General features: G+C 59.1%; 12 protein-coding genes and 1 pseudogene. 8 read left to right on the top strand and 5 right to left on the bottom strand.

The window, feature by feature from the left end; genetic code table 11:
• Positions 1–7: 7 nt before the first annotated feature.
• From feoB to EL26_RS14480, 5 genes are all read left to right on the top strand, one after another.
• Positions 8–2,014, top strand: a complete 2,007-nt coding sequence (gene feoB / locus EL26_RS14495; protein WP_038090282.1) for a ferrous iron transport protein B — start codon at positions 8–10, stop codon at positions 2,012–2,014.
• Positions 2,015–2,041: 27 nt separating this feature from the next.
• Complete coding sequence (locus tag EL26_RS24620) at positions 2,042–2,206, top strand: FeoB-associated Cys-rich membrane protein (RefSeq protein ID WP_081857223.1); 165 nt, start codon at positions 2,042–2,044, stop codon at positions 2,204–2,206.
• A 153-nt stretch (positions 2,207–2,359) separates the two neighbouring features.
• A complete protein-coding gene (locus tag EL26_RS23875; RefSeq protein ID WP_052036407.1) occupies positions 2,360–2,980 on the top strand; it encodes a transcriptional regulator in 621 nt (206 codons plus the stop codon).
• A gap of 37 nt (positions 2,981–3,017) precedes the next feature.
• Positions 3,018–4,244: an MFS transporter gene (locus EL26_RS14485; protein WP_038090280.1), complete on the top strand. Its 1,227-nt coding sequence runs from the start codon at positions 3,018–3,020 to the stop codon at positions 4,242–4,244.
• Between the two features lie 51 nt (positions 4,245–4,295).
• Positions 4,296–5,540, top strand: coding sequence for a PD40 domain-containing protein (locus EL26_RS14480; RefSeq protein WP_052036406.1), 1,245 nt, complete (start codon positions 4,296–4,298; stop codon positions 5,538–5,540).
• 174 nt (positions 5,541–5,714) lie between these two features.
• Here EL26_RS14480 and EL26_RS14475 read toward each other — a convergent pair whose 3' ends face one another.
• Positions 5,715–6,071 carry a SagB/ThcOx family dehydrogenase gene (locus EL26_RS14475; protein WP_052036405.1) on the bottom strand — a complete coding sequence of 119 codons (357 nt, stop codon included), beginning with the start codon at positions 6,069–6,071 and terminating at the stop codon, positions 5,715–5,717.
• 175 nt (positions 6,072–6,246) lie between these two features.
• Between EL26_RS14475 and EL26_RS14470 the strand changes: the two genes are divergently transcribed.
• Complete coding sequence (locus tag EL26_RS14470; protein ID WP_038090278.1) at positions 6,247–7,482, top strand: MFS transporter; 1,236 nt, start codon at positions 6,247–6,249, stop codon at positions 7,480–7,482.
• A gap of 23 nt (positions 7,483–7,505) precedes the next feature.
• On the opposite strand, the gene EL26_RS26730 is transcribed toward EL26_RS14470, so the two are convergent.
• From EL26_RS26730 to EL26_RS23870, 4 genes and pseudogenes are all read right to left on the bottom strand, one after another.
• Complete coding sequence (locus EL26_RS26730; RefSeq protein WP_052036422.1) at positions 7,506–8,549, bottom strand: acetate/propionate family kinase; 1,044 nt, start codon at positions 8,547–8,549, stop codon at positions 7,506–7,508.
• A 111-nt stretch (positions 8,550–8,660) separates the two neighbouring features.
• A pseudogene (gene pduL / locus EL26_RS26725) lies at positions 8,661–9,206 on the bottom strand (phosphate propanoyltransferase); the annotation flags it as partial.
• A gap of 37 nt (positions 9,207–9,243) precedes the next feature.
• On the bottom strand, positions 9,244–10,524 hold the full coding sequence (gene hcp / locus EL26_RS14460; protein WP_038090275.1) for a hydroxylamine reductase: 1,281 nt from the start codon (positions 10,522–10,524) through the stop codon (positions 9,244–9,246).
• Between the two features lie 158 nt (positions 10,525–10,682).
• Entirely contained in the window at positions 10,683–11,099 is a 417-nt protein-coding gene (locus EL26_RS23870; RefSeq protein ID WP_052036404.1) for a helix-turn-helix transcriptional regulator, read from the bottom strand.
• 193 nt (positions 11,100–11,292) lie between these two features.
• Between EL26_RS23870 and EL26_RS14450 the strand changes: the two genes are divergently transcribed.
• Both EL26_RS14450 and EL26_RS14445 read left to right on the top strand, forming a co-directional pair.
• Positions 11,293–11,505 carry a helix-turn-helix domain-containing protein gene (locus tag EL26_RS14450; protein ID WP_038090266.1) on the top strand — a complete coding sequence of 71 codons (213 nt, stop codon included), beginning with the start codon at positions 11,293–11,295 and terminating at the stop codon, positions 11,503–11,505.
• Between the two features lie 193 nt (positions 11,506–11,698).
• Complete coding sequence (locus EL26_RS14445) at positions 11,699–12,739, top strand: alpha/beta hydrolase (RefSeq protein WP_052036403.1); 1,041 nt, start codon at positions 11,699–11,701, stop codon at positions 12,737–12,739.
• The last annotated feature ends 30 nt before the right edge of the window (positions 12,740–12,769 follow it).

Below are 12,769 nucleotides of genomic sequence, written 5' to 3'. Positions count from 1 at the left end.
GGGGAGCATGAAGACGATCGCCTTAGCCGGCAATCCGAACGCAGGCAAGACATCGCTGTTTAACGTACTCACCGGTACCCGCCAGTACGTCGGGAACTGGGCAGGCGTCACCGTGGAGAAGAAGGAAGGCTGGATCAAGGAACTGCCCGGCAACGTCATCGTCGACCTGCCCGGCATTTACAGTCTGTCGGCGCAGTCCTTGGAAGAGAAGCTCGCAACGGCATACTTGCTGGAGGAATCTCCCGGCGCGCTGATCAACATCGTCGACGCCTCCAACTTGGAGCGCAACTTGTATTTCACCGTTCAACTGCTCGAAATGGGCCTGCCGAGCGTCGTCGCTCTCAACATGATCGACGTCGCCGAAGGACGCGGCCTGCACATCGACGGCTCCCGCTTGGAGCAACGTCTCGGCGCACCGGTCGTCCCGATGGTCGCCCGCAAAGCCAAGGGCCACGAACGCTTGCTCGAACTGTTGAAAAACGGCCTCGACACGTCGTCCGGTCTGTTCATCCCGTATCCCGACGACATCGAAGCGGCTGTACGCGAAATCTCTCAGTTGCTCGATTCGGACGAGACGACCGCCAACCGCCGTCACAGCACGCGCTGGCTGGCGCTCTCCTGGCTTGAGGGCAACGAAACGGTGGAGCACACGATTCGCTCCGAAGTAACGCCTGAGCTGATGGGACGGATGGCGGCGGTGCGTGCAAGTTTCGTTGCGACGCAAGGCGAGAACCTCGACCAGCGCATTCGCAATGCGCGCTACGATTGGATCGGGGTGCTGCTCGCCGAGTGCGTGTCGCAAAACAACGCCGTCAACCGTTCGCTGTCCGACCGGATCGACACGTTGATTCTCAACAAGTGGCTCGGGATTCCGATCTTCCTCGCCTTCATGTACTTGGTGTTCCAAGTGACCTTCTCTTGGGTCGGGACGTCGCTTTCCGACCTCATTGATACGTTTTTCAGCGGTCCTCTGACCGACTGGGTGCAAAGCGCGTTAACGTGGCTGAACAGCCCGGACTGGTTCCGCGCGCTGGTGGTCGACGGCATTCTCGCCGGGGTCGGCGGCGTGCTCGTGTTCGTCCCGCAGATCGGCATCCTCTTCCTGTGCCTCTCGTTCCTGGAGGACTCCGGGTACATGGCGCGGGCCGCCGTGCTGATGGACCGCTTCATGTCGACGATCGGCTTGAACGGCAAAGCGTTTATCCCACTGATCTTGGGCTTTGGTTGCAACGTTCCGGCGATCATGGCGACCCGCACGCTGGAAGACCAGCGCGGGCGCATGGTCACGGCGTTTATCTCGCCGTTCATGTCGTGCTCCGCGCGTCTGTCGGTGTACTCGCTGTTTGTCTCGGCGTTTTTTGACAGCGGGAAAGCGACGATCGTGTTCCTGCTGTACTTGACCGGGATCGTCATGGCGATCGGTACCGCGTTCGTGCTCAAGAAATTCTTGTCGGACGACGAAGGCGTGTTCCTGATGGAACTGCCGCCGTACCGCGCTCCGATGTTCAAATCGCTCATGCTTAACACGTGGGACAAAGCGCGCGGCTTCGTGCGCAAAGCCGGCACGATCATCTTCGGCATGTCGGTCTTGCTCTGGTTCCTCGGCAACTTCTCGTTCTCCGGGATGTCGCCGATGGATTCCTCGTTCCTCGCGCAGATCGGGGGCTTCATCGCGCCGGTGTTTGCGCTGTTGGGCTTCGCGTCTTGGCAAGCGGGCGTCTCGCTGTTGACCGGTTTCTTGGCGAAGGAAGTCGTCGTCTCCACGATGGCGATCGCCTACGCGTCGGGCGACACCGGGTCGCTCGGCACCGTGCTGCAAGGCATGTTCACGCCCGCAGCCGCGCTTGGGTTCCTGTTCTTCGTCTTGCTGTACACCCCGTGCGTTTCCACCGTCGCCATGATGAAGCGCGAGACCGGATCGTGGAAATGGACGCTGGCGTCTGTCGCCTACAGCTTCGGCGTGGCGTGGATCGTCGCGTACGGCGTGTACCGCCTCGGCCTCGTCATTTGGTAAGCAATTCAGTAGAAAGCGGGGAGCCATATGATCTACCTCATCATCGCGGCCGTCCTCGGATTCGCCGCTTGGCAATTGGTTCAATTTGTCCGCCGCACGAAACAAGCGCGCTGCTCCTCCGGCGGTTGCGCCGGTTGCGGTCACAACGCGTCTTGCTCGGCCTCTTCGATCATCAAACTCGAAGAGCTCTAGTCCATACAGAAACAGGAAAGAGCCCGCTTTGGCCGTCGCGCCGAAGCGGGCTTTTTTGTGCTTGCCAAAAAGTGGGGAATGGAATAGGATCAAAGTAACGATCAAGAAAATTTGATCGGTCAAAAAACGTTTGATCGTGGAGGGGGACAACGGATGGAAGACCCTAAACACAGCACGTATATCGTCAAATCGTTCGACCAGTTGAAAGTTCTGTCCAACAACTTCCGGGTGAGGATTCTCAACCTCTACGACGACTGGGAGCCGCGCACGAACAAGCAGATCGCCGACGCTTTGCAACTGCCGCCGTCGAAAGTGCATTACCATGTGCGCGAGTTGGAGCGCGTGGGGCTCTTGCAGTTGGTGGAGACGCGCCAGAGCGGGGGCGTGGTGGAGAAATTCTACCTGCCGATTGCGATGTCGATTTCGATCGAGTGGGACGACGTGCAGGAGACCGCCGAAACGAAAGGGCTCAAGAAACGCGTGAAGGACGCCGCGATGGACGATTTCTGGGCGTCGTATCGGCAGGCGCATGACGAGGCGATGGAACGCCTGTACCGCCCGGCGAGCGAGCTCGAAGCGATGCCGCCGGAGCAGCGCAAGCGCTTCATGGAAAGCATCGGGTTTGCGCATCTGACAGACGAGGAGTACACGGAGTTGCGCAGCGAGATGGTGGCGCTGCTCAAGCGTTGGCAGGAAAGGGGCACGATGCGCACGGGCACGAAGTCGTACCGCCTCTTCTGGACGATGTTTGAAGACGTGACGAACGGGAAGTAGCAGCAAATGGCAAGTCACACGGGGGAGGGTGTTCGGGATGGTGGCTTTTTTGAAAGGGAATCCGCGGTTTTTGCGATATTGGATCTCGACGTGGGGCTCGGAGATCGGCGACTGGATTCGCAACATGGTGATGATGTTTATCGTGTTGGATTTGTCGGGCGGGTCGTCGGTGGCGTTTTCGATCAATATGTTTTGTGAGTTTGCGCCGGTGTTTCTGTTCGGGTTTGTGGTCGGGGTGTTTGCCGACCGATGGCGCAAGAAGCGGACGATCCTCGGCGCGATCTTGTTTCGCGTCGTGATGATGGCGCTGTTGATCGCGGCGATCGTGTGGCAGTCGCTGGTGATGATCTATGTGATCTCGTTTGTGTCGGCGGTGGGCACGCTGTTTTTCCGGGCAGCGGCGCCGGCGTTTACGATTTTGTTCGTGCCGCAGGAAGACCGCAAGACGGCGGCGAGTCTGCGCCAGATGTCGATGAGCACGATGCTTTTGATCGGCTCGCCGATTGCGACGCTTCTGTACTTGAAGATCGGCGCGGCGTGGTCGCTTGGGATCACGGCGGCGTTGTATGGGCTGACTTGGCTGTTGGTGCAGAGCGTGAAAGTGGAAGAGACGCTGGAGCAGGGGAAAAGTCAGAAGAGTTTGGCGGGAGTTTGGAGCGAGATGGTGGAGGGCTTCCGGTATTCTTGGGACAGCCGCGTACTGCGTCCGTTGATGGTGTCGACCGTGTTGTTCGGGTTTGGTGCCGGGTTGATCACGGTGTTGGAGATTTTCATCACGACGGATTTCCTCGGGCTGCCGAAGGAAATGATGGGCGCGCTCGTCACCGTTCAGGGAATCGGCATGCTTCTCGCTTCCCTGTTCATGCCCAAAATCAAGCTGTCGATGCAGCGCTTCGTCTCGTGGGGGATGGTGATCATGGGACTCGGGCTTGGCGGGATGGTGGCGTACCCGAGCCTGTACGCGACGGCGGCGGCGTTGCTCGTGTTCTCGTTGGGACAAATTGGGCTGAACATCGGGATGGCGACGCTGATGCAGACGCGGGTGAAATTCGAGTACCAAGGACGCTCCATGATGACGATCAACACGATTGCCAACGGGTTCCAAGTGCTCGCGATGTTTAGCGCGGGTTGGCTGAACGACTTCTTCACCGTGCAACCGGTCGTCGCGGCGGGAGGCCTGCTCATGGCGTTCGGCGGCGTCGTCTGCGCCATGATGTTTAGAGCGGATGTGGAGACGCCGGAGGCGGCGAATCAGGCTTCGTGAGTTTGCATGCACCCCCGGTCGGCTGGAAACAGTAGGCAGGGGGTGTTTTTTATGAAGAGATGGGTAGCGGCGTTGTTGATGGCGGCGTTGCTTTGGCCGCAGACCTCTTCTGCGGAAAAAAAGGAACCGGCACTGAAAGCTGCGTTTATCCGCGCGGGCAATCTGTGGGTGAAAAGCGGCGGGGTGGAGACGCAATTGACGCAGGACGGCGACGACTCGACGCCGGTATGGTCGCATGACGGGCGGTGGATTGCGTATTCGCGCAAGGATCAACTCTGCGCGTACGACCTGCACGCGAAAAAATCATACCGCGTCGGCAACCTCGGGCATGATCTCCAATGGTCGCCCAAGGAAAACATACTCGCTTTCAACGACGACGGCGTGCTCGATGTGAACGATCTGCGCTCCGGTCAGCCGAAAGGGGTTGCGAACGTGGCGCTGGGAGTGGGGAATTCCTCATGGTTCCCGGACGGCGGGGGTTTTCTGGTCTCGTCCAACGCGCACTTGCTGCCGAGCGGCTGGACGCAGCCGAGTTTGTACCGCATCCCGCTTGCGTTTCAAGTGCAGCCGCAGAATGCCCAGCACCTGTTTGATGTGCCCGGCAAGTTAAAAACGCACGGCCTGCCGCAATTGGCGGTCGGCACGTCGGGGTTCAAGTGGTCGCCGGACGGCGAGTGGATCGCGTTCATCGCCAACCCCACCGCGTCGTGGTCGATGGATCAGAACACGCTCTGCGTGGTTTCGCGTGACTTCAAGACGTTCCATCCGCTGGGCATCATCCTCAACAAGGAACAGTGGTTCCAATGGGCGCCGCCGGACCCCGCAGAGCCGACCACCAGCCGCCTTGGCTTTCTCTCGGGCGAGGGCCGCCTCGTCCTCGCCTCTCCGAAAAAACTGCAAGTCCGCGACCTGCCTGCCGTCCCGCGCTGGCAACTCACGCCGGATCAGCAATCGGAGACGGCGTTTACGTGGCATTCACGGGATCACATCATCGTCGCCCGCGTCCCGCAGACCCAGTGGGAGCAAGACCCGGCGAAGCGTCCGTTGCCAAAGCTCTATGAAGTGAACCTGCAAAACGGCAGTCAAAAACAACTCACGTCGCCGCCGCCCAAGTTCGGGGATGTGAACCCGCAGTTCCTGCCGCATGCGGGGAAGTTGACGTGGGTGCGCGCGTCCCGCGAGTGGGCGGATGTGTTTGTGGAGAATGGAGTGTGGATTGCGGGGCTGGCAAACCCGCCGGAGTACTACGACCAAGGAGATTGGTCGGAGGTGCTGGCGTGGTACGACCCGGCGTAAAAAACGTGCTGGTGGAGCCCCGCATGGGAACTTGCGGGAGGGCTTTGCACGAGGACGACCCGCTCGCAATAAAAATCCGACCCCTCAACGGAGGCCGGATTTTTTCTTACGCGCGTTTTGGAGGGCGGCGGTCTTCGCGCCAGTCCCCGCCCTTGATCTTGCCGACCGACGTCATCAGGATCGAGAGGTGTCGACACCGTCAAGGCCGAGGAACTCGTTCATCTCGTCGTCAAACCAGTGCCCCATCGAGACCGACCCGAGCCCCAGTCCATGCGCGGCGAGATGCAAGCCGTGCGCGACGTGCCCGACGTCCCAGAAGATGCAGCGGTACGTCCGCTCGTGATACTTCCAGCGCTGGCGGTCGGTCATCGCCGTCCAGACGAAATTCACCGCCGCCGCGCCTGCGGCTTGCTGATTGTGCGTGACGGTGTGCGCAAACTCGCGCAAGTCGCCAAACTTCAGCCCCTCCAGCACCCAATCGCGCACGTTCAAATGATACAGCCCCGGCTCCAACCCTTCGACGTTGTGCACGAGCAGGTACGTTTCAATCGGATACAGCGCACCCGCCGACGAGTCGGTGCGAATTTGATAGTCGCCCGTTCCGTCCGCAACCCCTCATTCGCTCAGAGTTTCGAAGATTTCGTGAAACGGAAATTTGGTGTATGCTAGGAGCATCATCAGGTTCCAAGAAGGGGGATTTCTCACCATGCAAACCGTGACCAAGCCGCTTTCCGCACCCGGAACGGCTCCGTCGGCGGCACCCACTGTGTACCGCATCTTGCTCGCGATCTCCCTCGTGCATCTGCTCAACGATGCGATGCAGGCGGTCGTTCCCGCGCTGTACCCGATTTTGGAAAAATCGATGGCGCTCAATTACACGCAAGTCGGTCTGATTTCGTTTTTCTTCAACATGACCTCATCGATCATGCAACCGGGCGTCGGCTTCTTCACCGACAAACGCCCGTCGCCGTTTTTGCTCCCGCTCGGGATGCTCGCGTCGATGGCGGGGATGGTCGGGTTGGCGGTCGCTCCGAGCTTCGGCTGGGTGCTGTTCGCCGCGATGTTTGTGGGCTTAGGCTCGGCTGTGTTCCATCCGGAGGGCTCCCGCGTCGCGCACATGGCGGCCGGCGCGCGCAAAGGGTTTGCGCAGTCGATCTACCAAGTCGGCGGCAACACCGGGCAATCGCTCGCTCCGCTGATGACGGCGTTGATTTTCGTTCCGCTCGGCCAGCCGGGCGCGGCATGGTTTACGCTGCTGGCGGGGCTCGCGATCTTCGTGCTGTTTAACGTCTCGAAGTGGTACCGCCTGCAACTCGCCACCGGCGCCGTTGCCAAAAAAGGCAAGAAAGCCGTCTCCGAAATTCAAGTCAAAAACGTCAAGTTCGCCATCGCCCTGCTCGTCCTCATCGTGTTCGCCCGCTCGTGGTACTCGTCGGCGATCTCGAACTTCTACCAGTTCTTCCTCATGGAGAAATTCCATCTCGAAATCGCCGGCGTCCAGAAGTTTGTGTTTCTGTTCATGCTGGCGGGAGCGGTCGGCACGTTCTTCGGCGGGCCGCTCGCAGACCGCTTCGGTAAATGGCGCGTGATTCTGTTCTCGCTGGTCGGCGCGGCTCCGTTTGCGGTCGTCCTCCCGCATGTCAGCCTGTTCTGGGCGTACCCGCTCTTGCTGTGCATGGGCGCGATTCTGTCGTCGTCGTTCTCCGTGACGGTCGTGTACGCGCAAGAGCTGATTCCGGGCGCCGTCGGGTTGGTGTCCGGCTTGATCACCGGCCTCGCGTTTGGCATGGGGGCGATCGGGGCGGTCGCGCTCGGCAAGTTTGCCGACATCTACGGCCTCTCCACGCTGATGACGGTGTGCTCCGTGCTGCCGCTCTTGGGCTTGCTTACGTTCCTCTTGCCCAAGGACGAGAAATCGAAAAAAAGAACCAGCCTCGCGTGAGGCTGGTTTTTTTCTGGAATCTCTTAGACGGTTAGCTGATACGCATCGCGCGCCATGATCAGCTCTTCGTTGGTCGGGATCACGAGCACCTTCACCGGGGAGTAGCGGCTGGAGATCAGGCGCTCGCCGTGGCCGTCCCAGTTTTGCGACGGGTCGAGGAAGATCCCCGCATACTCCAAGCCTTGGCAGATCCGCTCGCGCAGCTTCGCGGAATTCTCGCCGATGCCCGCGGTGAACACGATCGCGTCCGCCCCGTTCAGACGGGCGAGCGACAGGCCGATGTACTTGTGCAATTTCGCGACGAACAAATCCAGCGCGAGTTGGGCGCGTTCATGCCCTTGCTCCGCGTGCTCCAGCAGCGTCCGCACATCGTTGGAGACGCCGGAAACGCCGAGCAAACCGCTTTTGTGATTCAGCATGTCGAGCACTTCGGCGGTCGTCATGCCCTCCAGTTCTTCCACATGCGGGATGATACCGGGGTCGATGTTGCCGGAACGGGTCCCCATTGTGACACCAGCCAGGGGTGTCAGACCCATCGACGTATCGTACGATTGACCGTTGCGCACGGCGGTCACGGAGACGCCGTTGCCGATGTGGCACGAGATGATGCGCAGCTTGTCGCGCGGGATGTCGAGCAGTTGCTCGGCGCGTTCGACGACATAACGGTGAGACGAACCGTGGAAGCCGTATTTGCGGATGCGGTGTTTTTCGTAGAGCTCGTACGGAATCGCATAGAGGTACGAACTTGGCGGCATCGTCTGGTGGAACGAGGTGTCGAACACGGCGACGTGCGGCACATCGGGGAGGCGGCGCAAGGATTCGCGCACGCCCGCCAGGTTGATCGGGTTGTGCAGCGGCGCCAAGTGCGACACGCTCTCGATCTTCGCCAGCGCGTCTTCCGTGAGGCGCACCGAAGTTTGAAACAGGTCTGCCCCATGAACGATGCGGTGTGCAACCGCGTCGATTCCGCCCTCTACTCCTGCAAAAATCGCTGTAAAGACCTCTTCCAACGATTCGTATTGCGCCCGCTCCAGATTGCCTTCTGCAAGGATGACTTCGTCCGGCATCTGGTACAGTTTGTACTTCACCGACGAACTGCCGCAGTTGACGACGAGCACGCGTTGCGGTTTGAAGGTGCGCAGTTCGTGGAACGCATCGACGTGGACGACTTGGACGAGGTCGCCGTTTCGCAGACCGGCTGCGTTGGCTTCATCGGTGTCGATGTGAAACTCGAGGCGGTATTGCGGATGCACGCGGCAGAGCACGTTTTCCAAAATCACGGAGCGCTCGCCAAACGTTTTCACCGCGACGAGCTGTTTGTCTTGGACGCCCAATTCCGCCGCATCGTCTGGATGCAGGTGAATGTGGCGAAACGGCAAGATGACGCCCGACTCCAGTTCGACCGTACCTTTGGGACCGATGATCCGCACCCCCGGCGTTTCGCGGAGATCGCCGGAGTCGCGCACCGGGGGCGTAACCCCCAGCACGAAACAATCGGTTTTGGAAACTTCCACTTGCGAGTAGGAACGCACCGGCCCGAGCACCCGCACATTTTGGATCGTGCCTTTGGGACCTTGGAGGGTGACGGTCTCTTCGCAAGCGAATTGGCCGGGCTGGCGCAGGTCTTTCCACTTTTTGAAAGAGTAGTCGCGGCCGAACAGAATGTCGGCGTGCGCTTGGGTGAGGTGCACGTGGCGGTTCGAGACGCCTGCAGGGACACGCATGGTTCAGTACCTCGCTTTGATTAGTTGAGCATTATTTCTAGTTGAGCATTTCGAGCAGGTCTTGATGTGCTTCTCCGATCAGCTTCAAGCCGAATTTCTCTTGCAGGACGGCGAGCACTCCCGGCGAGATGAAGTCCGGCGCTTTCGGACCGATGCGGATGTCGGTGATGCCCAGCGAGAAGAGGCCGAGCAGAATGGCGACCGCTTTTTGTTCAAACCAAGAAAGCACGATGGAGACCGGCAGATCTTTGACTTCGCAGCCGAGCGCGTCGGCGAGCGCCATCGCGATTTTGACGGTGGAAATCGAGTTGTTGCATTGGCCGAGGTCGATGTAGCGCGGAATGCCGTCGATCGTGCCGTACTCCACGTCGTTGAAGCGGAATTTTCCGCACGAGGTGGTCAGGATGACGCAGTCGTCCGGAATCGAGGTCGCCAGTTCGCGGTAGTATTCGCCGCCCTTGCCCGGTGCGTCGCAGCCTGCGATGACGAAAAAGCGCTTGATCTTGCCCGCTTTGACCGCGTCGAGAATTTCCGGCGCGATGTTGATGACGGTGTCGTGGTGGAAGCCGGTGAGCAGGGATTCACCGGATTCGATGTACGCTGCCGGCAGTTCCAGCGCGCGCTCGATCAGCGGGGTGAAGTCCAAGTTTTCGATCTTCTGCACGCCTTCAAGGCCCGCTACATCCAGCGAGAACATGCGGTCGGCATAGGTGCCGCGAATCGGCATGACGCAGTTGGTGGTCGCGAGAATCGCGCCGGGGAACTTCTCGAACAGCTGGCGTTGGTCGTACCAAGCTTTGCCGACGTTGCCCTTCAGGTGCGCGAATTTCTTGAGCGCCGGGTAGCCGTGCGCCGGGAGCATCTCGGAGTGGGTGTAGACGTTGATGCCCTTGCCCTCGGTTTGGATCAACAGTTCTTCGAGCGCATGCAAGTTGTGGCCGGTGACGACGATCGACTTGCCTTCAATTTTATTTTGCGACACGCGAATCGGTTCCGGCACGCCGAAGTGCGAGGTGTGCGCGTTGTCGAGGACTTCCATGATGCGGATCGCCGATTGGCCGACTTTCATCGCCATGTCGAGGTGTTCTTGCAGGTTGAAGTTCGAGTTGGTCAAGGTCATGTAGAGCGCTTCGTGCGTGGTCGCGTCGACGAACGGGTCGCTGCAGCCGAGTTGGCGGGCGTGCATCGCATACGCCGCGATGCCTTTGAGGCCGAACACGAGAGTGTCTTGCAAAGACGCGATCTCTTCGTTTTTGCCGCAGACGCCGATGACTTTGCAACCGCCGGACGGGGTTTGCTCGCATTGATGACAGAACATATAGGGTTCCTCCTCAGGGGGGGGTGAAATGCGGTGCGCTTTCGATGTCCTCAGTATAGAAGCTCGAAATGCGAACCGAAATCGGGGGAACTCCCCATGTTGCGCGGGAAAACCCCTGATCCCCTGAGCGGGAAAAAAAGACCGCATCCTCGAAAAAACTAGGCGCGGTCGCGTTGCAACAGTTGAGATAATGTTGTGGTGCCAAAGCGCGCGCCAAGCGTTTCCAGCGCCTGAGGCGGAATCTCGCCGCCGGCTTCGATCGTCTGCCATTGCTCCAAAGACAGGCCCAGTTCCGCCGCAAAATCCTCTTGGCCGAGGCCGAGCTCGCGGCGCAGCAAATTGAGCGTCAACGCCAGCCACGCATGCTCCGGCAAGAAGCCGCCCTGTTGAAGCAACTCATAATACGAGACGCCGTAGGGACGGGAGAGCTTTTGCAAAGTGTCGGGCGAGGGCGCGCGCTTCTCGTTCTCCAGAAGCGAGATAAACGTGTCGGATACGCCGCACATCTCTTCGACTTTGCGGGTGGACAATCCGTTCGCTTCTCGACGCGACTTCAGAAATTCTCCAAGTGTCAAAAGTTTCACCTCGTTGAAATGTTGCAATCTATTGCTGGTGCTAAGTTTTGCTTGCAAGATGATATGGAAATTATATCGTTGGTAAGGGGATTCTATCAACTACAATCTACAGCTTTTAAGTGATTGCGAGCGTAAGCGAAACCGTGTTAGACTGCTTACAACGGTAGATTTCAGGCACGGGAAGGTGGTATACATGATCATCAAAGCGAAGGATCCGGAGTTTGCAAACGCGCGCATCCGGGCGGGTTTCTCGCAGCGGAAGTTGGCTCGCGAGGCGGGTTTAAGTTCGCCGTTCATTTCACAATTGGAGAACGGAAACCGCAATGTCGGCCCTGAAGCGGCGAAAAAAATCTGCGAGGCGTTGAACGTATCGTTTGAAAAAATTTTTGTATTGGAGAAACGCTGACATAAAAGTTTAAAAAACCGCGCGCCCGACCAGCCGCGTGCAAGTCACCCGCATTGACACGGCTCAGCTTCCGTTCACAAAACATCTCCAGCTTTTGGATGCCGGAGGTGTTTTTTTTTCGTCACAAAATCTATATAATTTGCTTTGGTACGTATTTTTTTTCGCACTTCATATTAGAAAAGGTTCTGAGAACATGTTCAAAAAACTTCTTGCGAAAACCCTCGATCATCTTGGGATCACGTTTTTGTTCAGTGAGAGAAGCAAAGTTTTTCATTACAAACCGAGCGTCGGCTTCCCAAGCGACGATTTCGAGGCGTTTTATCAGGCGCCGGAGGTGCCGGAGGTGCGGATGAGTCCGCAAATGAATCGGCCGGACGGCTATGAGTTCGGCCGATTTGAGTTTGAAAGCCCGTTGCTCTCCACGCATCCGGAGAACGACGGCGCGCGCGGCGAGTACTACATTCGCCACGACCAAAAACCCGCCGGGCGGGTTAATGTCGTCATCGTGCACGGCTGGCGCATGGAGCACCTCCAGCGCGTGCATAAGATGTTCACCAAGACGTTTCAGAAAGCGGGCTACGATCTGTATTTCCCGACGGTGCCGTATCATTTTGACCGGGCGTTGCCGGGGTCGTACAGCGGGGAATACTTGGTCACCGCCGACCTCGATCATTCCCTGCAATCGCTGCGTCAAACGACGGCGGAAATTCGCGCGCTGATCCGTTGGATCAAGCAAGCGCGCGGCGGCAAAGTGGTCGTGATCGGCGTTTCGATGGGCGGGTATTTCTCCAACATGATGGCGCTGTGCGAGGAAGAGGCCGACTATGTGATTTCCGTCATGTACGGCAATTCGCTCGTGCACGCGATCTGGCACACGCGCATCGGCAGGCACATCCGAGCCGACTTGGAGCAGGGCGGAATGACGCTGCCGGAGCTTGAAGATCGCTTGCGGATGACCGAGCCGTCGCGCTGGCAGCCCAAAGTGCCCAAGGAGAACATCCTCTTCCTGCACGGCCTCTACGACGTGTATATCCCGCCGCGGGACACCAATCCGCTCTGGGAAGCGTGGGGGCGGCCGGACCGCGTGCTCTATCCGTGCGGGCATGCCGGCATCGTGCTCTACCGCCGCCAGATGGCGCGGGACGTCCTGCACTGGCTGCAGGAGAAATTTCAGAACGAGCCGGAGCCGGTTCGGGTTCTCCAAGAAGCGGCGGCTGTCGGCAAGTTCTTGTAAAAAACGCGCATCACCGCACCAACGGAAACT

The sequence above is a fragment of the Tumebacillus flagellatus genome (genome assembly GCF_000714935.1).
GTDB classification, from domain to species: Bacteria; Bacillota; Bacilli; order Tumebacillales; family Tumebacillaceae; genus Tumebacillus; species Tumebacillus flagellatus.
This window is presented reverse-complemented; position numbering and strand designations above follow the sequence as displayed.

Excerpts from the sequence above, each read along its gene's own strand:
- EL26_RS23875 (WP_052036407.1), top strand. The coding sequence starts at position 2,360 with ATGGAAGACCCTAAACACAGCACGTATATCGTCAAATCGTTCGACCAG.
- EL26_RS14480 (WP_052036406.1), top strand. The coding sequence starts at position 4,296 with ATGAAGAGATGGGTAGCGGCGTTGTTGATGGCGGCGTTGCTTTGGCCG.
- hcp (WP_038090275.1), bottom strand. The coding sequence starts at position 10,524 with ATGTTCTGTCATCAATGCGAGCAAACCCCGTCCGGCGGTTGCAAAGTC.
- feoB (WP_038090282.1), top strand. The coding sequence starts at position 8 with ATGAAGACGATCGCCTTAGCCGGCAATCCGAACGCAGGCAAGACATCG.
- EL26_RS14445 (WP_052036403.1), top strand. The coding sequence starts at position 11,699 with ATGTTCAAAAAACTTCTTGCGAAAACCCTCGATCATCTTGGGATCACG.
- EL26_RS26730 (WP_052036422.1), bottom strand. The coding sequence starts at position 8,549 with ATGCCGGACGAAGTCATCCTTGCAGAAGGCAATCTGGAGCGGGCGCAA.
- EL26_RS14470 (WP_038090278.1), top strand. The coding sequence starts at position 6,247 with ATGCAAACCGTGACCAAGCCGCTTTCCGCACCCGGAACGGCTCCGTCG.
- EL26_RS24620 (WP_081857223.1), top strand. The coding sequence starts at position 2,042 with ATGATCTACCTCATCATCGCGGCCGTCCTCGGATTCGCCGCTTGGCAA.
- EL26_RS14485 (WP_038090280.1), top strand. The coding sequence starts at position 3,018 with ATGGTGGCTTTTTTGAAAGGGAATCCGCGGTTTTTGCGATATTGGATC.
- EL26_RS14450 (WP_038090266.1), top strand. The coding sequence starts at position 11,293 with ATGATCATCAAAGCGAAGGATCCGGAGTTTGCAAACGCGCGCATCCGG.